Origin of the sequence: Plesiomonas shigelloides (assembly GCF_900087055.1) — a bacterium.
GTDB lineage: Bacteria > Pseudomonadota > Gammaproteobacteria > Enterobacterales > CAMTGL01 > Plesiomonas > Plesiomonas shigelloides.
Map to the genome: position 1 here is coordinate 2051549 of NZ_LT575468.1, position 19861 is coordinate 2071409.

General features: G+C 51.1%; 17 protein-coding genes and 1 pseudogene. 2 read left to right on the forward strand and 16 right to left on the reverse strand.

Annotation, left to right across the window (positions count from 1 at the left end; translation table 11 throughout):
- The first annotated feature begins 12 nt into the window (after nucleotides 1-12).
- Entirely contained in the window at nucleotides 13-2058 is a 2046-nt protein-coding gene (gene metG / locus NCTC9997_RS09130) for a methionine--tRNA ligase (RefSeq protein WP_064977912.1), read from the forward strand.
- Nucleotides 2059-2167: 109 nt separating this feature from the next.
- Here metG and NCTC9997_RS09135 read toward each other — a convergent pair whose 3' ends face one another.
- From NCTC9997_RS09135 to ylqF, 16 genes and pseudogenes are all read right to left on the reverse strand, one after another.
- Entirely contained in the window at nucleotides 2168-3130 is a 963-nt protein-coding gene (locus tag NCTC9997_RS09135; protein ID WP_064977913.1) for a D-2-hydroxyacid dehydrogenase, read from the reverse strand.
- Nucleotides 3131-3321: 191 nt separating this feature from the next.
- Nucleotides 3322-3855, reverse strand: a complete 534-nt coding sequence (gene hybE / locus NCTC9997_RS09140) for a [NiFe]-hydrogenase assembly chaperone HybE (protein WP_010863910.1) — start codon at nucleotides 3853-3855, stop codon at nucleotides 3322-3324.
- A 30-nt stretch (nucleotides 3856-3885) separates the two neighbouring features.
- Nucleotides 3886-4086 (reverse strand): rubredoxin, encoded by a 201-nt coding sequence (locus NCTC9997_RS09145; RefSeq protein WP_010863911.1) that lies wholly within the window; start codon nucleotides 4084-4086, stop codon nucleotides 3886-3888.
- Nucleotides 4079-4939 (reverse strand): hydrogenase expression/formation protein, encoded by an 861-nt coding sequence (locus NCTC9997_RS09150; protein ID WP_064977914.1) that lies wholly within the window; start codon nucleotides 4937-4939, stop codon nucleotides 4079-4081. Before NCTC9997_RS09150 ends, NCTC9997_RS09145 begins: the two co-directional genes overlap by 8 nt.
- Entirely contained in the window at nucleotides 4932-5366 is a 435-nt protein-coding gene (locus tag NCTC9997_RS09155; RefSeq protein WP_064977915.1) for a thioredoxin domain-containing protein, read from the reverse strand. The genes NCTC9997_RS09150 and NCTC9997_RS09155 overlap by 8 nt, the downstream gene beginning before the upstream one ends.
- The gene (gene hyaD / locus NCTC9997_RS09160) at nucleotides 5353-5994 is read right to left on the reverse strand and encodes a hydrogenase 1 maturation protease (RefSeq protein WP_064977916.1); all 642 of its coding nucleotides are present in this window, start codon (nucleotides 5992-5994) and stop codon (nucleotides 5353-5355) included. The genes NCTC9997_RS09155 and hyaD overlap by 14 nt, the downstream gene beginning before the upstream one ends.
- A 98-nt stretch (nucleotides 5995-6092) precedes the next feature.
- Nucleotides 6093-6833 (reverse strand): annotated as a pseudogene (cybH, locus tag NCTC9997_RS09165) (Ni/Fe-hydrogenase, b-type cytochrome subunit); the annotation flags it as partial.
- 29 nt (nucleotides 6834-6862) lie between these two features.
- Complete coding sequence (gene hyaB / locus NCTC9997_RS09170) at nucleotides 6863-8656, reverse strand: Ni/Fe-hydrogenase large subunit (RefSeq protein WP_064977917.1); 1794 nt, start codon at nucleotides 8654-8656, stop codon at nucleotides 6863-6865.
- An 11-nt stretch (nucleotides 8657-8667) separates the two neighbouring features.
- On the reverse strand, nucleotides 8668-9795 hold the full coding sequence (locus NCTC9997_RS09175) for a hydrogenase small subunit (RefSeq protein ID WP_010863917.1): 1128 nt from the start codon (nucleotides 9793-9795) through the stop codon (nucleotides 8668-8670).
- A 210-nt stretch (nucleotides 9796-10005) separates the two neighbouring features.
- Nucleotides 10006-11037 carry a lipoate--protein ligase gene (locus NCTC9997_RS09180; protein WP_064977918.1) on the reverse strand — a complete coding sequence of 344 codons (1032 nt, stop codon included), beginning with the start codon at nucleotides 11035-11037 and terminating at the stop codon, nucleotides 10006-10008.
- A gap of 150 nt (nucleotides 11038-11187) precedes the next feature.
- Entirely contained in the window at nucleotides 11188-11955 is a 768-nt protein-coding gene (gene hdhA, locus NCTC9997_RS09185; protein WP_010863919.1) for a 7-alpha-hydroxysteroid dehydrogenase, read from the reverse strand.
- 98 nt (nucleotides 11956-12053) lie between these two features.
- Nucleotides 12054-12617 (reverse strand): ABC-type transport auxiliary lipoprotein family protein, encoded by a 564-nt coding sequence (locus NCTC9997_RS09190; RefSeq protein WP_064977919.1) that lies wholly within the window; start codon nucleotides 12615-12617, stop codon nucleotides 12054-12056.
- Nucleotides 12618-12632: 15 nt separating this feature from the next.
- The gene (pqiB, locus tag NCTC9997_RS09195; RefSeq protein WP_010863921.1) at nucleotides 12633-14270 is read right to left on the reverse strand and encodes an intermembrane transport protein PqiB; all 1638 of its coding nucleotides are present in this window, start codon (nucleotides 14268-14270) and stop codon (nucleotides 12633-12635) included.
- Nucleotides 14260-15489, reverse strand: coding sequence for a PqiA/YebS family transporter subunit (locus tag NCTC9997_RS09200; protein ID WP_039044866.1), 1230 nt, complete (start codon nucleotides 15487-15489; stop codon nucleotides 14260-14262). The genes pqiB and NCTC9997_RS09200 overlap by 11 nt, the downstream gene beginning before the upstream one ends.
- A gap of 378 nt (nucleotides 15490-15867) precedes the next feature.
- A complete protein-coding gene (locus tag NCTC9997_RS09205; RefSeq protein ID WP_064977920.1) occupies nucleotides 15868-17442 on the reverse strand; it encodes a lytic polysaccharide monooxygenase in 1575 nt (524 codons plus the stop codon).
- Between the two features lie 454 nt (nucleotides 17443-17896).
- Complete coding sequence (gene ylqF / locus NCTC9997_RS09210; protein WP_047709096.1) at nucleotides 17897-18817, reverse strand: ribosome biogenesis GTPase YlqF; 921 nt, start codon at nucleotides 18815-18817, stop codon at nucleotides 17897-17899.
- Nucleotides 18818-19297: 480 nt separating this feature from the next.
- Between ylqF and NCTC9997_RS09215 the strand changes: the two genes are divergently transcribed.
- On the forward strand, nucleotides 19298-19471 hold the full coding sequence (locus NCTC9997_RS09215) for a hypothetical protein (protein ID WP_156121220.1): 174 nt from the start codon (nucleotides 19298-19300) through the stop codon (nucleotides 19469-19471).
- Nucleotides 19472-19861 lie beyond the last annotated feature (390 nt).

The window sequence follows — 19861 nt, forward strand, 5'->3', positions numbered from 1 at the left end:
GAACTAACCATTATGTCTCAAGATGCTAAGGCTCCTTCAGCGAGAAAACTTCTGGTAACGTGCGCTCTGCCGTACGCTAACGGCTCTATCCACCTCGGCCATATGCTGGAACACATTCAGGCAGATATCTGGGTTCGTTTCCAGCGCATGCGCGGCCATGAGGCTTATTTTGTCTGCGCCGATGACGCGCACGGCACGCCTATCATGCTGAAAGCCCAGCAGATGGGGATTGCACCGGAGCAGATGATTGCTGATGTGAGCGCCGAGCATCAGGCCGATTTCGCGGGCTTCAATATCAGCTTCGATAACTACCACTCTACGCACAGCGATGAAAACCGTGAATTGGCTAGCCTGATTTATGGCCGCCTGAAAGAGAACGGTTTTATCAAGAGTCGCACCATTTCCCAGCTGTTCGACCCAGAAAAGAGCATGTTCTTGCCTGATCGCTTCGTAAAAGGCACTTGTCCGAAGTGTAAAGCTGAAGATCAGTATGGCGATAACTGCGAAGTGTGTGGTGCAACCTACAGCCCAACCGAGCTGATTAACCCACGCTCAGCGGTATCCGGCGCCACTCCGGTGATGAAGGAAACCGAACACTTCTTCTTCGACCTGCCCTCTTTTGAAGGCATGCTGAAAGCGTGGATCCGCTCTGGCTCCCTGCAAGACGAAGTGGCGAACAAGATGCAGGAATGGTTTGAGTCTGGCCTGCAGCAGTGGGATATCACCCGTGATGCGCCATACTTCGGCTTCGAAATTCCTGATGCGCCGGGCAAATATTTCTACGTTTGGCTGGATGCGCCAATCGGCTACATGGGTTCATTCAAGAACCTGTGCGACAAGTGTGGCGACATCAACTTTGATGATTTCTGGAAAACCGATTCTGAGGCCGAGCTGTATCACTTCATCGGCAAAGACATCGTGTACTTCCACAGCCTGTTCTGGCCAGCAATGCTGGACGGCAGCCAATTCCGCAAGCCGACCAACGTCTTCGTGCACGGTTATGTGACCGTAAACGGTGCCAAGATGTCTAAGTCACGCGGCACCTTTATCAAGGCCGGTACTTACCTCAAGCACTTAGATCCAGATTGCCTGCGTTACTACTACGCCGCCAAGCTGTCTGCTCGTATCGACGATCTGGATTTGAATCTGGATGACTTCGTACAGCGTGTGAACGCCGATATCGTGAATAAGCTGGTTAACTTGGCTTCCCGTAACGCCGGTTTCATCACTAAGCGTTTTGACGGCAAGCTGGCCGACACGCTGGCTGATGCCGCGCTGTATCAGGAATTTATCGATGCCGCTGAGCTGATTGCCCAAGCCTACGAGAGCCGCGAATACGGTAAAGCCATTCGTGAAATCATGGCGCTGGCTGACAAAGCTAACCGCTATGTTGACGAACAAGCACCGTGGGTTGTAGCGAAGCAAGAAGGCCGCGATGCCGACCTGCAAGCCATCTGCTCAATGGGTATCAATCTGTTCCGTGTGCTGATGACTTACCTTAAGCCTGTCATGCCACAGCTGAGCGAGCGAGCGGAAGCGTTCTTAAACAGCCAACTGACATGGGATGCGATCGCCACGCCACTGCTGGGCCATCAGGTCAATCCATTCAAAGCACTGTTCAGCCGTATCGATACGGACAAAGTGAATGCCATGATTGAAGAGTCCAAAGAAGAGGCTGCAGCGGCTATGCCAGCGAAAGAGCCAACTGAACTGGATAAAAACCCAATCAGCGAAACCATCAGCATTGATGACTTCAGCAAAGTGGATCTGCGTGTTGCACTGATTGCTAAAGCAGAATCTGTGCCTGAAGCCGACAAGCTGGTTAAGCTGACACTGGATCTGGGCGGTGAAACCCGTCAGGTATTTGCCGGTATCAAAGCTGCGTACAAGCCAGAAGATCTGGAAGGCCGTATGACAGTGATGGTCGCAAACTTAGCGCCACGTAAGATGCGCTTCGGTCTGTCTGAAGGGATGGTTCTGGCTGCCGGTGCCGGTGGTAGCGATCTGTTCATCCTGAGCCCAGATAGCGGTGCCAAACCAGGCCAGCGCGTTAAGTAATCGGCTGTTAATTAATTGCTGTTAACTAAGCTGTTAATTAAGTAACGCTGAACAAAAAAGAGCACGCATTGCGTGCTCTTTTTATTGGTGTGAATTGCATATCGCTTTTTTATAGCGTCACCACATTTTGTGGCTTACGCGCCACATAGGCTTCGATATTGTGTACCACCTGCGCCAACACTTCGCGAATTGCTGAATCTGACGCCCACGCCACATGCGGCGTGATCAGTAAGTTGTTACGCTGCGCGGCAGCCACGAGCAGTGGATGATCTGCTTTCGGCGGCTCTTCGCTGAGCACATCCAAAGCTGCACCACCTAAGTGACCGCGGTCCAGCGCTCGCAATAACGCCGCTTCGTCTACCAACGCACCTCGGCCGGTATTGATTAAGAGCGCCCCCGCCTTCATCGCACTGAGCGTCTTGTCATTCATCAACTTGGTGGTTTGCTCGGTGAGCGGACAATGCAATGACAACACATCCGCCTGTGCCAGCACATCGCTAAACGCAGTGTAACCTTCACGCACGAACTCAGCGTCTGGCCGCTCGGCATACAGCACCTGCATGCCAACCGCATGCGCTAACGCGCCGGTTGCACGCCCTAAAGAGCCTCGCCCCACAATCCCTAATGTGCTGCCACGTACATCGGCGATCGGATAGTTAAACGCACAAAACTGACGGCTGCTCGCCCAACGTTTTTGCTTCTGATCGGCAATCCAACCTGCCAAGTTGCGCTTCAGGGCAAAAATGAAACTCAATACATGCTCAGGCACGGTCACTTGCGCATAGTCACGCACATTGCACACCGTAATACCGTGCGCGCTAGCGGCTGCCAAATCGATATTGTTTACGCCGGTAGCAGAAATGGCCACCATCTTCAGACGTGGCGCTAAAGACAACGCCTCGGCATCCAGCATCACTTTATTGGTGATGATGATATCCGCATCGCCGATGCGCTCAGGTAATTTGCTTTTAGGGGTATAGGAGTACTCATGCCATTGATGAGGCACTGCCGGACGAGGGATTTCAATATCGGCAGGGAAAGTTTCACGATCCAGAAAAACAATATTCAGCATGATGTTCAGCCATGATGGGGTGTGATCGCTAATCAGCGAGAAACAACCGTGCTAGCTGTTTCTCGCTGATGCCATGGAGCCTATCCTAATCGGCTAAATACTGACTCTCCATAATTGAGTATCCGCTATAGGATAGGCGCATAATGTGGCGATCAAATCACAGTTGACTCAACTTGCAAATAACGCGGTGATCAGTTTGCGCTGCCGAGCAAAAATAACCGGCGACGCTGCAGATCCATCCCCTCTTCGGACACCGGGAACAGCTGACGAATCACCTCTTCCCCCGTGGCTCTGGCCGCCATATGACTTTCAAACAAGCGCATGTCTGAAAAGAGCGAGCTTTGCCAAAATGCGCCCGTCACCCCAACCGAGGAGGCCACAAACGGGAACCAACCTTGCGGCAAAGGATACTGCGACTCACTGCCTTTGCTGGCGTGAATACAACCCGCTTCACACGCGGGGATCAACAGCAAGTTCATGCTCCAAGGCGTCAGCATCATCCCACGCCAGAAATGCTGCCAGCGACCGACACCAATCAGCTCAATTTGAATCTGCCGATTGATAAATGGGATATCCTGCATCGATTTTTCATAAACCTGCCGGTATGCCTGCTCAAAAATACTGGCAGGGTTGGATTCATACCATCGCAGATTTTCATCATATACAGAGCGGTGTTCCGGACGACATAACTGTGCTTGGCTTTGCTTACCCAGTTCCTGAAACATGATCACTCCTTAAACTTGGTCCACCTCGGGTTATTCCTGCAACAAAAGAAACTGTGATTTAGGATTGTCACATTCCGGGCAACACCAGTGCTCAGGGAGCGCGCTAAACGCGGTCCCGGGAGGGATTTGCCAGACCGGGTCACCCCGCTCAGGGTGATACACCCAACCACAAATCTTGCACTCCAGCTGCGCGGAAGGCGTTAGCGCCTTGCGGTAACTGCCCTCAAACATGTGTCAGCTCCTTAAACCACAGATATGTATCACGCAGACGCTGGGCAGAATCTTCAATATCCTCCACCGACGCCAGTGCGACCTCTGGTATACAGCTCACTTCATATGTTTCCAGCAAAATGCCTTTTAATCCGTTCAAACAACGAATATTCCAGACATTTTTCAGTCCGGTGGAAACAATCAAACTTTCTCCGTAGCCACGCGTACGGATGCGCACGTTACCTTGTCCAGCGGTGTCAGCCAAGAAACTGCGATCATCATCGGTCAACGGTAAAGACGTTAGATTAATCACATGAGCCGGCTGTGGCGCTTTCCCTGCTTGGGATAACAGCTCATGGGCCAACGGCAACGCATTCATCAACTGACGCTGTCCAATCGGCGGCAATAACGCCGACTCGTGCGCATAAAGTTGCGCATGATAACAGACACAGGCCGGAATGGGACAAATCTCAATGCGATCGGCCACTCTCTGACCATGCTGGATTTCCCACACGCGCCAAAATCCACAAAAGATGGACTCCTGAATCTGGATTTCGGACGTTTCATCCACCTGCACAACGATGGAAACTTCCCCTTCCCCGAGTAACACATCAAGAAAATGGCGGTTGTTATCATCCAGCGCGGTCACATCTGCCACAGGATAATGCACCGGATCGCCCTGATAATCTGTGCACTTGTCCAGCAAATATTCAATTAGTTGCAGAGCTTCTGTCACGTTATGGTACTGCTCTAACGTTGCCATTGGCGGTTCGCTCGCTACCCCCACCGTAATCGGCAACGGGTTCATGGCAAAATCCGGATCATCTGGCTGGGAGCCTGGCCCGAGCAGGTGAAAATAGGTGTTGTCAGACATGTGAGATGTTTCCAGTCTGAATGATGTCTTGCGCTGCTGGCTGTAACAGCGCATGAAATTGATGGATGATCTCGCCCCAACCATGTACGCCGCACACTGCGCCCAGATAATGCCCGCGCGCAAATACCAGCACGGCAGGACGCTTGAGGATCTGATACTGATCCGAGAGCAATTCGCTGTTTTCCAAATCGGCAGTGGCAATTTGCCAATTAAGGTGAGCAAACTCCGCCAACACTTCCGGAATGATCACGACGTTGTCTGACACTTCCGGTACAGTCACCGGATCGGTGCTCAACAGCACCGCAACATACTCCTGACCTGCCACCCATGCATTGAGTGAATCGGCCGTGATCGGATGCATGCCGCGCTGCATCATGCGCTGCCACAAGGTGGCAAAACGCGTTAACGCCGCCTCAGAGTAACGCATGCTTACGCTCCTCGTTCAGGGCGGTTTGAGGCTCAGCTTGCGGCACTTGATACGGCGGCAAGCTATATTGACGCGGACGCTCGCCTTCGTATTTTTCCATCGCTAAGCTGGCATCATTCAAGCGACGCTGCGTCGTGGCCGGTTTGACCGGCACTTGCCAACGCGCTAACCACCCTAGCGCTTGTTGCACAGCGGGCTCCAGTTGCGCCTTGACCGGCTCGGTCAAGCTACCACCGTAGTCATCCAGCAATACCGGCTGCACGCCAATCAGCACCACATGCTCCGGATAGGTATCTTTGATTTCCGCCAGCGCCAACACTTCCGAGAAGCTACTTTGGTGCAAACTCATTTTCTTGGCGCTGAGGTAGGCTGGGATCGCCCGACCTTCGTAGGTGTGCAATGAGGCCGGCTCATGGCCAAAATCAATGGCATCCAAGATGATAAGATGCGTGGCTCTGGCCACGTATTGCAGCAGGTTATAACCTTGCGTACCGCCGTCGACCACTTCCACATAGTCAGGCAAATCATACTCGGCATAAATTTTCTCTGCCGCCCGCACGCCGAATCCTTCATCGGCCCACAGAATGTTGCCCAGCCCCATAATCACAACCTGTTGCTGTGTCGTCATTCTGGATTTCCCTGTTTATCGGTTTTATTTTTTGTTGTGGCTGCCGCTTTGGATTCCGCAATATCTGACTGCATTACCTGCATTTTGCGGCGTTTAACTTTCGGCGAGCGATAGCCGTTCACCATGGTGGAGATCATAGTGTCGTTAGACATGATGTCTTCGCGAATGGCCAGATAGACGTGACCTAAGATAAACACACAGATCATCCACATGCCCAAACGGTGCCAACTGTGAATGTCAATCGAGTTTCCGCCAGTCCAGTAGAAGAATTCCACCACCGCGCGAAACGGTTTGAAAATCGCATACTGAGTGTTTTCGCTGTATAGCGCCAAACCGGTCAACGCCATATAAATCGACAGCAAGATATAGCCAAACATGGCAGTTTGCGCGATCGGATTATGGCCAATGGTCGAGTGCGGTTTTTTCTCTAAAAACAGGTACCAGCGCACTTCGTAGAAGAAGCGATGCCACCAATCTTTTTCCCACACATGCGGCACAAACAGCTCACGGGAGTATTTGTTCCCGACAAACGCCCAGTAGATCCGAAACAGCAAACCGACAATAAACACTAATCCAGCCGCAAAATGCGCAAACCGGATGTAACCCATGTAAAACAGATAGGTCGCTTCCCCCTGTACGGACGGCAGAGGCTTGCCAATCCAGTAACCGGTCGGGATCAGCACCATCATGCACAGCACCATCCCCCAGTGCCAAATACGCACTGGGGCTTCAAAGACATAATGGCTCTGTACTTCAGCCGGCAAAGTCACCTCAACCGACTGCGCTGCTGCCCCTTCCCTGTTCTGTAGCGGCACGGAAGCTTCTTTTTCATGTTGCATGACAGACTCCTTCGCGTGATTGGCGATGATCAGCTGATTTTGACGCTGACCAGCTCGCTGCCATCGTCACCCAAAACGTGGGTAGAACAGGCCAGACACGGGTCAAAACTGTGCAAAGTGCGCAGGATCTCCAGTGGCTGCTCCGGAATGGCCATTTTGGTCCCCAACAGCGCTGCCTCATACGGGCCAATCTGACCTTTCGGGTCACGCGGACTGCCGTTCCAGGTGGTCGGCACAACGCACTGATACAAGTCCACTTTCTCATCTTTGATGATGGTCCAGTGCCCTAACGCACCGCGTGGCGCTTCGGTAAAGCCCAAACCACGGGCTTGGCGTGGCCAGGTAGACGGCTCCCACTTACTGGTATTGGCAGTGGCAAAATCGCCGTTTTTCAGGTTGGTGATCAGCTTGTCGAAGAAGTATTGCAGTTTACCGGCCGCCCACTGCGCTTCATGGGCACGGCACAAAATCCGTCCCAGCGTTGATTGCATGCCAGACAGCGGCATTTTCAATGTTGACAACATGCGATCGACAGACTCTACAGTCGCGGCATCTTTCTTGTGATAGCCAATCAAGGTACGCGCCAATGGGCCCACTTCCATTGGATGACCACGCCAGCGCGGCGCTTTGATCCACGAATAACGGGCTTGTTCATCCAGCTGCAAAATGTTGGTGTCAGTGCCTTTCGCCGCGCCAACGTTGAAGTATGGGTCAGTCAGACCATCAAACGGGTGACGCCCTTTGTGGTCATCCGGATATTGGTACCATGAGTGATCCACAAACTCCTGCACTTGCTCTGGATCGTACAGGTCAACCGGCAAGATATTGTTGAAGTCGCCGTTGATCACCGCGCCGCGCGGCAGTAACAAGCTGCTATCACCAAAGTCATTGGCAATATCAGGGAATGCCCCGTAGCTGAGTACCGATTGGTTGGATAAGCCGGTGCCTATTTTTGACCAATCTTTGTAGAAATGACCTATCGCCAGCGCATCAGGCATCAACACCTGATTGATAAATTCAGAGGTACGGGTGATCACCGATTGCACCAGATTCAGACGCTCCATATTCACTGCGCCGACCGCACCACTGTCATCGATGTTAATCGCGCACGGCATCCCGCCTACAATCCAGTTCGGGTGCGGGTTTTTACCGCCAAATACGGCGTGAATTTTCACAATTTCTTTTTGGAAATCGAGCGCTTCTAGATAGTGGGCAAAGCCCATCAGGTTGGCTTCCGGCGGCATCTTGTATTCTGGGTTGCCCCAGTAGCCATTACGGAAGATCCCAAGCTGTCCAGATTCGACAAAACGCTTCAGGCGATTTTGTACATCGAAGAAGTAACCTGGGGACGACATCGGCCAAGAGGAGAGGCTTTGCGCCAACTCGGAGGTTTTCTTCGGATCGGCTTTCAGCGCGGAGATAACATCAATCCAGTCCATCCCCGCCAGCTGATAGAAGTGCACCAAGTGGTCGTGACACCACAGGGTGGCCAGCATGATGTTACGGATGATGTTGGCGTTATCCGGCACGTTGATTTTGAGCGCATCTTCAACCGCATACACCGAAGCCAACGCGTGCACGCCGGTACATACCCCGCAGATCCGCTCAATGAACGCCCATGCATCCCGCGGGTCACGGCCTTGCAAAATGATTTCCAGACCACGGAACATGGTGCCGCAAGACACCGCATTGGTGATCACATTATTGCTGTCGATATTCACTTCGCAGCGCATGTGGCCTTCAATACGGGTGATAGGGTCAACCACCAGCCGACGACCGGCATTGCTTAAGGTGAAACCCTGAGTCTGATATTCATAGGACATGCTGTGCTTCCTTATTCTTTATCCTGATTGTCAACGCTGTCCGATGACGATTTATTACGCATGGTTTGTTTAACAGCACTGATCGCCGCATGAGCCGCTACACCGGCACCGGCTACGCCCAACACGCCCAGACCAATCTTGTCGGCATTTTCGTGGATCCCAAATTGCGGGATATCCACTACGCGATCATAGAAAGAGCCGCGATCCCAGAAGCCGTTTTCGGCGCAGCCCAAGCAACCGTGACCAGATTGGATCGGGAAGGACACGCCGTTATTCCAACGGGTAGATGAACAGGCGTTATACGTGGTTGGCCCTTTACAACCCATCTTGTACAAGCAATAGCCTTTGCGCGCGGCGTCATCGTCCCACGATTGCACAAACTCACCGGCGTCAAAGTGGGCACGGCGATAGCATTTATCGTGAATACGCTGGCCATAGAACATCAGTGGACGCCCCATGCGATCGACATCCGGCAGACGGTCAAACGTCACCATGTAAGTAATGATGGCGCTCATCACGTCAGGGATCGGTGGGCAGCCCGGCACCTTGATGATGGGTTTATCATGGATCACTTTATCAATCGGCGTGGCTTGAGTTGGATTAGGTCGCGCGGCCTGCACGCAGCCCCATGATGCGCAGGTGCCCCAAGCAATAATCGCCTTAGCACCCGCCGCAGCGGTTTTGAGTTTCTCGATAAACGGTTTACCGCCGCTAATGCAGAACATGCCGTTAGCGCCCAGAGGTGGGTTACCTTCCACGGCCAGAATGTACTCGCCGTGGTGTTTTTCCATTAGCTCTTGCAGCAAGCTTTCTGCCTGCGCACCGGCGGCGGCCATTAAGGTATCGTCATAATCCAGTGAGATCAGCGACAGAATCACGTCTTTGGCGAGGGGATGCGCGGAGCGGATAAACGCCTCGGTACAGCACGTACATTCCAAACCGTGGATCCAGATAACCGGAACGCGCGGTTTATTTTCCAGTGCGTAGGCAATCTTAGGCGCAAAGCCGGAGCCAAGTCCGAGCGTGGTGGCAGCCAAGCTGCAAAATTTAAGAAAGCTGCGGCGGCTTACACCCTGCCGGCGCATGGCCTGATAGAAGGTTTCTTCTGTTTTATAACCTGAAGATAATGTGGCCGGCATGCGACCCTCCAACTATTTTGTGGGTTCGATGGGAATATTAACCATAAATATCAGAGGGGAATTATCTTGCGCGTGACCTGCATCACTGTATTACATTTCTTTGCATTTAAGTGATATAATTTATTTTATTTTTATAAAAAGAAAATAAATGCTTACCAAGAGATACAGGCAAGCATTTAATAATGATTGAATATTTATTCGAAGCAGTGTTTAACTAAGTTCATTCTCTAACCACTGCGTGAACTGTTGCAGCTCAGCACTATGGCTTGGAAATTGTGCGTTCAAGCTCGCCAAACGCTGCGTCACTTCCGCATGGTTGTAGATACAGCCCACTAAACACGTCTCTACCGCTTCAATCAGCTCCGGATACAGGCTATCGGTATAGCTTTTTACCTGACTAATATGGCCTTTATGCACATCAAAATGCAGCTCTACGCCACCCCAATCAAAACGCTGCTCAAGCAAATGGGTAAACTCGGGGGCTTTGCCAAAATTCCATTCCCAACTTTTTTGAATAGCATATTGCTCAGCAAACTTTGGTAAGTCTGGCATATTTTCTGGCGAGATGTATTCAACGATTGGCATAGCTGTATCATCCGAAGAATAATACGCAATAAAAGCATGCTGAATGGCTTCACATATTATTTCATGGTCAATATCGGCACGAATTTCATTTAAATTCGCGACACGAGAACGCACCGAGGCAATCCCTTTACTGGCTAATTTTTTCGGGTCCGGATTAAGATAATTGGCTAAACGCGATAAATCTGCACTCAGCAATAACGTGCCATGATGAAATCCGCGATCTGGCGTTTCACGATATGCTGAACCGGAAATTTTGCGTTCGCCCTGTTCGGTCTGAACAATTAAATCATTGCGGCCAGAGGCACTGGCGTTAATGCCTAGCGAGGCCAACGCGTGCAAAATAATGGCTGTCGATACGCTTTTATCATAACCCGGTTTACCGGCCATGAACGTGAAATTAGTGTTCCCCAGATCGTGGAATACTGCGCCGCCGCCGCTTTGCCGGCGCGCCAGCTTCACCTGATCGGCTTCCATACGCCGCGTATTGCACTCTTTCCACGGGTTTTGCCCACGCCCAATCACTACCGTATCGGCGTTACGCCACAGATACAGCACCTTCTGATTTGCCGGCATCTGCCGAAAAATGCACTCTTCAACCGCCAGATTAAACCAAGGGTCCGTAGACGCTGAAATAAAGATCCGCAATTGTTCAGTCATGTCTGTTCTTCTGTCGAAATAAGTCCGTGATTACACCCGCGCTATTATGACAGCCATGTGACTCAGCTGTCTCAATCTCGGCCATCAGAAACACAAAAACCACCGCAAGCGGTGGTTTTTATTCGATGAAACGATGCTATCTACCGTGGCTTACTCCAGCTCTTGCGAGCCGCCACCGCTGACTGTCAGCACTTGACCGCTGATCCAAGAGGACGCAGGCGATGCTAAAAACAGCGCCGCATAGGCGATATCCGTTGGCAAGCCCAAACGGCCAAGTGGCGTATGCTTGAGCATCTGGAACTCGACTTCTTCGGTCAACACAGTCGACAGCGCATGAGTACGGATCGCACCCGGTGCAATGGCGTTAACTCGGATTCCGTGCGCGCCCAGATCAAACGCGATATTGCGAGTCAGATGGTTAACCGCAGCTTTAGAGGACGCATAGGACGCCATATTGCTGTTGCAGTTTTCACCGGCCATGGAGCTGATATTCACAATAGCGCCACTGCCGTTATCCGCCATGTGCGGTGCGCACAGCTGACTCAAGCGAAACGCCGAATACACATTCAGCTTGTATGCCCATTCAAACTCTTGCATGGACATTTCAAACGGCTTTGGCCCACCGCCACCGGCGTTGTTGACCAAAATAGTCAGCTTGCCCCATGTAGACAAAGCACAATCAACCAGCGCTTGCAGTGAAGACTCATCCGTCACATCACACGCAATCGCGACAGCCTGACCACCAGCACGACAAATCTCGTCGGCCGTGGCCTGCGCAGCTTTCAGGTCACGGTCAGACACCACAACCGCTGCACCGGCGTCAGCAAATACGGTCGCAATAGAGTGCCCAATCCCTGCTCCGGCACCGGTCACGATGGCGACATCCCCTTCCAACCGGAAAATTTCTTCTATTGGCATACGCTTTTCACTCAGTTATTCGTGTACAGAAGGAAATAGTAGAATGCGCGCCCTCATCCCTATTAGGCCGAAGATGCGCATTCATTAGGTGATACCGGTTAGGATTGACTGGCTGCGATCTGAGTCACCTCACGGGCAATCGCGGCGGCTTGTTGCTGCCAACCTGCGCCCATCACACGCACCATCTCTGGATAACCATCCGCATTTTGTGGCAGTACCAGCTCGAAATTCTTCTGCCAGCGCTGACTACCGTGCGTCAGTAACCAACGACCACTGATCACCACCTTGCCATCGTAGCGCCCTTGGAAGCGCTCGACTTGGGTATTCAGCTTCCAGTCATTGGCACTGGCCGAGGTTGGCGTGACCTGCCAGCCCGGCAGGTCATGGGTCAGGTTCGCGGTCAGCGTTCGCGTTAACTGCGAACCAAGGTTATCCACCCATTGGTTTTGCTGCGTCAGTACCATTTCCACATCATTGGTCTGATACGCCAGCCCCGTACCGGACAGGTAATCGGCGACAGACACCGGATTAACCACCAGCACTTGCTGCTGCTGCGCAACCTGAGTGACTGCCGGCTGTGCCGGCAGTTGGTAATAAGAGACACCGGAAGTACTGCTGCATGCTGCCAGCAATAACGTACTGGCTAAAATCCACTTTTTCATCGTTACCGGCCTCACTTATTTTGCTTTTCTCGGCTCAGGATCGGTGCCTTGTGAGGCACCAAAAATCAGAGCATTCGGTTTACGGTTAATTTGCTGCATCACTGGCTGCGTATCCCGCAACACTTTATCCAGCGATTGCAGATTGTTGTTCAGACGCTCATAAACCGGTGAACCAGGGCTGACGCCATTAAGGGTAGCACGCAGCTCTTGCAGCGTTTCACGCAGCTCTTTTGGCAACTGCTGGCTGTCAGCTTGTACCGCCAGTTTATCCAACGTAGCCGCCAATTTAGCAGTCTCATGCAGCATCTTACGGGCTTCTTTAGAAGTCGCGGTCGTTTCCGTCAGCAATGGCTCAATCGGCAACTTATTCAGCTTATCCAGCACCTGCTGCACTTTGAGCTCAATGGAGCTAAAGCCACCCGCGATGGTCGGCATCACCTGAATCCCTTCCATTTCGCGCATCTTCTTGACCTTCTTGGCGTTATCCACCATGTTCAGGTCAACAAACAACTGGCCAGTCAACAAGTTGCCGGTTTTCAGCATGGCTCGCATACCTTGCTGTACCGCAATCTCCATGTCTCGACGTAAATCAGCCACTGTCAGGCGATCTGGCAGACGACCAACTTCCAAACGGATCAGCACAGGAATGCTGCCATTTGTTTCGGAAATCGATAGCTTGTTATCAAAGTAGTACGGCACTTTCATCACTGTACCGATACGCACACCGCGATACTCAACCGGCGCGCCAGCACTCAAACCACGTACCGACTCATCGAAGAACAACACATACGGCACATACTTGTCATACAGCCCTTGAGTGATGCTCTGCTGGTTCGGATACAGATCAAACGAGGTATTTTGTGCAACCTTGCCGCCCATCTCCCAGCCATCAGGCACTTCAAAGCTGACACCGCCACTGATCAGAGAGCTCAATGAGGCCATATCAACCCGCACACCTTGCGCCGACAAATCAACGGATACGCCGCTGGACTTCCAGAAACGGACATTGCTAGTGACTAAGCTGTCATACGGTGCATTGATGAACAGTTTGTAGCGCATCTTACGCGCTTTAAGGTCAAACTCACTCTGCTCCACGGTACCCACGGTATAACCCCGGTACAGCACCACGTCGCCCACATTCAGGCTGGATGCATCATTACTCAGCAGTTCAATACGTAGCCCCGGCGCATCTGCCGGCGCAATAGGTGGAGCATCCAGCAAATTAAACGTGTCTTTGCGCGTATCGGTATTTCCCGGTTTCAACTCAATGTAAACACCAGAAAGCAACGTACTTAACCCAGTCACCCCTTCACGGCCAATTTGCGGTTTTACTACCCAAAACTGGCTTTGCTCGTTAAGCATTTTTTCGGTGCCAGGATTAAAGCGCGCAGTGATGATCACGTGCTTCATGTCTGGTGCCAGTTTTACGGTTTGTACCGTACCGACCTGAACACTGCGACTTTTAATTTCGGTTTTACCGGCCACAATGCCTTCAGCGTTATTGGCGGTAAACGTAATCAATGGACCTTGGTGACTAAAGGTGTAATACACCATCCACAGGCCAATCACTATCGCAACAATCGGTACTATCCACACCGGAGATAATTGCTTTATTTTTTTAACTTGAGCCTCAGACTCATTGTTATGACTCACGACTTAACTCCTGTGAATGAGAAGAGGAATCCCAAAATAATCTCGGGTCAAAGGCAAACGCCGACAGCATAGTGATGATCACTACGCCCGCAAACAACATTGCCCCCATACCGGGATAAATACTCATCAAACGTCCAATACGGACTAACGCAGCCAGAATTGAAATCACAAAGACATCCACCATTGACCAACGGCCGATGATCTCCACCATTTCATATAAAAAGTGCTGCGTTTTCTTGTGCGCGGTATCCGGCCGTGACGCCGTCCAACACAACCAAAACAGTACCAGCATCTTACTGAGCGGCACTAAAATACTGGCGATAAAGATCACCAAAGCCACCGGATACGATTTCATCCCCCACAGCAAAATCACCCCTTCCATGATGGTGGAGTAAGAGACATTGCCCAACGCTTCCGTGGCCATCATCGGCAAAATATTCGCGGGGATATAGAGCACCACGGCGGTAATCAGCAGTGCCAATGTCATCTGCAAGCTATATGGGGTTCGGGCATGCACGCGCGCATGGCAACGTGGGCAATGTTTTTCTGCCAGCGGCAATATATTCGAACAGCAGCGGCAAACCTTGGCGCCTTGTGCGATACCCGGCTTCCCCGCCTCCAACGGCATCCGAGAAGTCAGCGGTTGGATCTGATCCCATAACCACTCTTTATCCACTTGTTGGAAGGCACGAATTTGCAGCACACAAAACAAGCAAAATGCCCAGAAGCTCATGTCTAAACTGATTTCGGCCAACGCCACCAGCTTAACGAAGCTAACCAAAATGGCGATGAGGAAAATTTCCACCATGCACCACGGTTTGAGCATAAACAGCAAGCGACAGAAAAAGACTTTGCCGGGTAATTTTTTAAAACGCGTCGCTATCGACAGATAAATCACCAGCAGCATGCAAAAGGCCGGAATGCCCTGAATACAGGCCAGAACAACCAGCGACAGCAGCTGATAGTGCTCATCAAACAGCACCGTACCGGCTTGGATGAATAACATAGTATTACTGTTACCCACCGCCTGCATGGTGATAAACGGATACAAGTTCGCCATCAACAACATAATCAGGCTGCTGATAGCAAATAATGCCGGACGCAATGCCGGCTCTGGGTGACGCGCTGTCAGCTCAGTGTGGCAACGCGGGCAATCGCACCGCTGACCCACACTCAGCGGCGGAATATTCACCACCAGATCGCACTGCGGACAAAGCATTTGCGTGTTTGTACCGGCGCCTGTATCGCCAGTAGCTGAAACTTTCACATATCTCACGGTATCAATGGCCAAACAGTCGAACAAAGGACTGATTATATATGAACTTCATTTTGAGTTTAGCGATATGTGCGTTTCGTCCCATTACCACGGAATTCTCTTGTGAATCATCAGCGGGAAAGACGTGATTTTCTGCGGAATGACGCAGCGTTAAGCCACGCACAGTTTTCGGTTTCAGCTTGTAACAAACAAGCCACCAGCCGCGGCTGGTGGCTCATTATGAGGTTTTATTGGCGGCACACGAGCACCGTAGCAATACCAACAAGAGGCCAACTCGATTCCAAACAGATGCCAATCGTGACACCGTCGAAACTATAGCACCTACTGTTTCAGCCATACCGCAGAAGACGATGGGATTTCGCCTTTCGTCCACCAACGGGCTTTATAGCTACTGCCTTGGTAAGTCACCACTTGCCCCGCCGTATAAGCAGTCTCTGATGACCACTCACCATTTTGCCCGCTGCCAGTGGATACCTCTTTCAGCCAAACACTGCTGACACCCGGCGTTTCACCTTTGGTCCACCACTGCGCTTTATATTGCACCCCGTTGTAAGTCACCACCGCATTCGCTTGGTAGGTGCTGTTTGCATCCCACACTTGAGGTTGTTGCGGCGTGACCGCACCGCTGCCCTGCACTGTTACCGCTACCGGCGTGACCACACTATTAACACCATCACTAACCGTAATGTTAATGGTTACCGCGAGATTATTGCTCGACACCGGCGCACTGTACGTAACCGAGGCTTTATTACCACTGACCAATACGCTGCCGGCAGAGCTCGTAAAGGTCAACTTATCGCCCTCAGCATCAGTAGCCTGCACATCAAACAGCAGATTTTCACCGCTTTTGACCGTCAGGGTCGCCGGAGCACTGACTACTGGCGCTGCATTGCTGGCACGCAGATCCAACTGATAGGTGTAATCTTTGTTTTTGGTATAAACCTGATTGCTGTACAAGTCCACGCTGGAATACGCGACATTGCCACGGCCATCCACGACGCCAACTTGCGCCAATGTGGCATACGCTGAATTCACTTTGTCCGCTAATTGCTGCGCCCATACAGATTCAGCCTCATTCGCGGTGGTCACCGGCAATTTCTCAAACACCACCTCTTTACCTGACGCATCAAAAATCCGGAACCACACCGTTTCACCAGCACGCGCATCGAGGCCGACTTTGACAAAGTTTCCTTTGTTTATCCAAGCCGTGGCCGTTGATGAACCGGTAAACGTAATATCACTACAGTTATAAAAACCTTCACCCGCTGGATCTACACGCTGCCAACGGGTATAGAGCACCGCATCACCGGTACGATCGGTGGGCAGTTGAATCTCCATCTGATAATACTTTTTGCCATCAAGCGTGGTCACCGCAACATCGTTGAAATTGGCAATCAACTCTAAATCCGCCCATGCCAATTTTTGTGTTGCAGCATCAAAGCCTGGTTTGGAAAGGAAAAACTGCCAGAAACTGGGATTATGCGGCGTCGCAGCTAAGAAACGTACAGTCACTTTGCCGCCTTGGGTGACATCAATCAGAGTTTTCTTCCATGCTGCAGACGGCATATCGATGCCTGCTTTTTTAATATCACCCGCAGCACACAGCGTACCATCTGGGATCGCCGCCTTTACCGCAGTTAAATCACGGTAATTACTGACCAAACGCGAAAACTCCGGCTTTTGTACGAAAGGATACCAACTGGATTGCTGATAAGCCTGACGACACGCTAAGTTGGGGATGGTCAAACCATCTTGCGAATCCCAATAGCCGCCATCTTTATCACAAATCTCTTGGCGGGCCGCCGGATATTCCACGTACCCATGCGCAGCAGCGAACTGCGGCACTGCCAATAATGTAACCAGTGACAGCCACGCTCCTGCCCCAGCCTTAAACATAGCACCTCGTCGTATAGCCTCTTGTAACACAGCGTTTTGCGACATAGTTCTTCCTGACTCTGATAAACAATACGAGAGAAACAGAACAAGGCCAACGCAGGGTAATTTGCATTCACCCCACACACCTTATCCAAATTGCATAAACGACACGCACAGAAGATGGCCCATGCGCAACTACGCACCCTTAATTTGTTTACGAGATGTTAATTTCAGGCAAGCCGATATTTCGGTTCTGCGAAATGCTGCGGAAGGTTAGGTGTAAATGGTTGCAACACGCGTCATCATTAACCGCGAGATAAGCAAGTCAAACAGTTTCGCGAGGAATTTAGAGGAATAAATATAGAGGAATAAACGTATAAACACAGTGGCAGAAAAAAGGAGCCTATCGGCTCCTCTTATTCATATCAAACACGCAGTATTTGCTAGTTACTTATATTTCGTTACGTAGATTGAGTTACTTACGTTTTTTCTTTTTCTTCTTGTTCAGCTCATCTTGCTCGGCTTTTTGTGCCAAGCGGATCGCTTCGGCTTCGCTTTCGCGCACAATCATCTCTGGCGTTTCTAAGCTGATGCGGCCAATGGTCGCGGTACGAAATTCGTTGAGCAGCAAGGTCGCCACTTTATTCAAGTCCGCAATCCCGCCACGGCGCAGACAGCCGCGCTGACGGCCAATCTCATCCATCAGTTCTATATCACTTTCAGGCAACTCATCCAGTTGGAAACGTGCTTTGAGATACTCAGGATAAGCCTGCAAGAAATACTCCGCCGCAAACATCGCCACTTCTTCGTGATCGATCACCGTATCTTTGATTGCACCGGTGATAGCCAAGCGGTAACCACACGCTTCCGGTGACAATTTCGGCCACAAAAATCCCGGGGTATCATGCAGCACAATATTGTTATCCAGCTTGATGCGCTGCTGCATCTTAGTCACACCGGCTTCGTTGCCGGTTTTGGCAATCGTACGCCCAGCCAAGGTATTAATCAGCGTGGATTTGCCGACGTTCGGGATCCCGAGGATCATCGCGCGCAGTGGCTTATCTGGCGTGGTACGGTTTGGCACCATCTGCACACACAGGTCCAGCAAAGCACGGATTTGGTCCGGTTGCTGCTGCGTTAATGCAATCGCTTTGATGCCTTTTTCTTTTTCCAGATGCGCCATCCACTGTTGAGTCACCACTGGATCGGCCAAATCGGATTTATTCAAAATCTTCAGGCACGGCGTATCACCACGCAAAGCCGGAACCAGCGGGTTTTCACTGCTGAACGGGATACGAGAGTCGAGCACTTCGATAATCAAATCGACATTTGGCATGGCTTCGGCGATTTCTTTACGCGCCTTGTGCATGTGCCCCGGAAACCAGTTAATGGCCATTTTCAGACTCCTTCGTCTCATTCCGCCGGATACCGTCGTGCGGCTGCGGGTTTTAGCTGTCAGTAACCTACGCCAGAAAGTGTACGCCAACGCTTATCAAAACGGCGCACTCTCTTGCAAAGGGGGCGATTGTAATCGCTCACTGGCAATAGACCAAGCCCTTCCCTCGCCTTGCTGCCACCTAAGTGCTCTTAGCCAATAAATAGCCCTCAATCTGAAGTCTTAACCCTGACCCACCAAGCACGGCATACGCCCTAAAAAGCGTAAATGGGACAAAAAGCAAAGAGCCAAGCGCGCCATTCCATGCTGAGTCACTGCCCACCTCACATTATCAGACAAATTGTTAACTTTATTCAGAAAACTCAGCGCAATAGCAGTTGTGTTCACCATCGAATTACACTACACATTAGATAAAACCGAGAGATGAAAAACGACCTGCTGTGGTCAGCTCGAAATACCGCCATCTGATTAGGAGTGCATATGACCAAAAAAGTGTTGTATATCGCATTACTAATCTGGTGCGCACTCTACCTGCTCAACATCGTATTGAAGATCGTCTCACCGCCTGCGGTGTTATGCGATCCCGATGTCATTCATGTAGAGAATGTCGATAAATATTTTGACGCCCTGTACCGTTGCAACATTTACGACTGATTCATCACACCTGAGTTTGTGAAGGCAATCGTAAAAGTCGCTTTACTGTATTTTTTTCGCGGTTAAAATAAAATCATGCTGTTACGTGCCACAACTGAATCGATTCAGATCGCTTGAAAATCCTCTTTTCCTGCCTATAATGGTCATCGCCGACGAAAGTGTGACCGTTATTTCACATACGCTCTACACTGATTTGATGAAACGTCAGCACATAACATGAGTGATTCCGTCGACCGGATCACCGCCCCACAGGTTGAACAATCAGGTATGTTATTTACGTCTTTATGATGATATTAACCGGTTATTCTCGCGTTCTTCAGGCCTTCCACGTGCACCCATGCACGGCGACTGCCCCGCGAAAACCTGCCTATCATCTTTGTTCACCTCGTT

What these genes read in the sequence shown, in the direction of transcription:
- NCTC9997_RS09215 (WP_156121220.1), top strand. Translation starts at nt 19,298, where the DNA reads ATGACCAAAAAAGTGTTGTATATCGCATTACTAATCTGGTGCGCACTC.
- hyaD (WP_064977916.1), bottom strand. Translation starts at nt 5,994, where the DNA reads ATGACGACACAGCAACAGGTTGTGATTATGGGGCTGGGCAACATTCTG.
- hdhA (WP_010863919.1), bottom strand. Translation starts at nt 11,955, where the DNA reads ATGCCAATAGAAGAAATTTTCCGGTTGGAAGGGGATGTCGCCATCGTG.
- NCTC9997_RS09205 (WP_064977920.1), bottom strand. Translation starts at nt 17,442, where the DNA reads ATGTTTAAGGCTGGGGCAGGAGCGTGGCTGTCACTGGTTACATTATTG.
- NCTC9997_RS09155 (WP_064977915.1), bottom strand. Translation starts at nt 5,366, where the DNA reads ATGCGTTACTCTGAGGCGGCGTTAACGCGTTTTGCCACCTTGTGGCAG.
- NCTC9997_RS09190 (WP_064977919.1), bottom strand. Translation starts at nt 12,617, where the DNA reads ATGAAAAAGTGGATTTTAGCCAGTACGTTATTGCTGGCAGCATGCAGC.
- NCTC9997_RS09135 (WP_064977913.1), bottom strand. Translation starts at nt 3,130, where the DNA reads ATGCTGAATATTGTTTTTCTGGATCGTGAAACTTTCCCTGCCGATATT.
- metG (WP_064977912.1), top strand. Translation starts at nt 13, where the DNA reads ATGTCTCAAGATGCTAAGGCTCCTTCAGCGAGAAAACTTCTGGTAACG.
- NCTC9997_RS09145 (WP_010863911.1), bottom strand. Translation starts at nt 4,086, where the DNA reads ATGTTTGAGGGCAGTTACCGCAAGGCGCTAACGCCTTCCGCGCAGCTG.
- NCTC9997_RS09180 (WP_064977918.1), bottom strand. Translation starts at nt 11,037, where the DNA reads ATGACTGAACAATTGCGGATCTTTATTTCAGCGTCTACGGACCCTTGG.
- hybE (WP_010863910.1), bottom strand. Translation starts at nt 3,855, where the DNA reads ATGTTTCAGGAACTGGGTAAGCAAAGCCAAGCACAGTTATGTCGTCCG.
- ylqF (WP_047709096.1), bottom strand. Translation starts at nt 18,817, where the DNA reads ATGGCCATTAACTGGTTTCCGGGGCACATGCACAAGGCGCGTAAAGAA.
- NCTC9997_RS09200 (WP_039044866.1), bottom strand. Translation starts at nt 15,489, where the DNA reads ATGCTTTGTCCGCAGTGCGATCTGGTGGTGAATATTCCGCCGCTGAGT.
- NCTC9997_RS09150 (WP_064977914.1), bottom strand. Translation starts at nt 4,939, where the DNA reads ATGTCTGACAACACCTATTTTCACCTGCTCGGGCCAGGCTCCCAGCCA.
- NCTC9997_RS09175 (WP_010863917.1), bottom strand. Translation starts at nt 9,795, where the DNA reads ATGCCGGCCACATTATCTTCAGGTTATAAAACAGAAGAAACCTTCTAT.
- hyaB (WP_064977917.1), bottom strand. Translation starts at nt 8,656, where the DNA reads ATGTCCTATGAATATCAGACTCAGGGTTTCACCTTAAGCAATGCCGGT.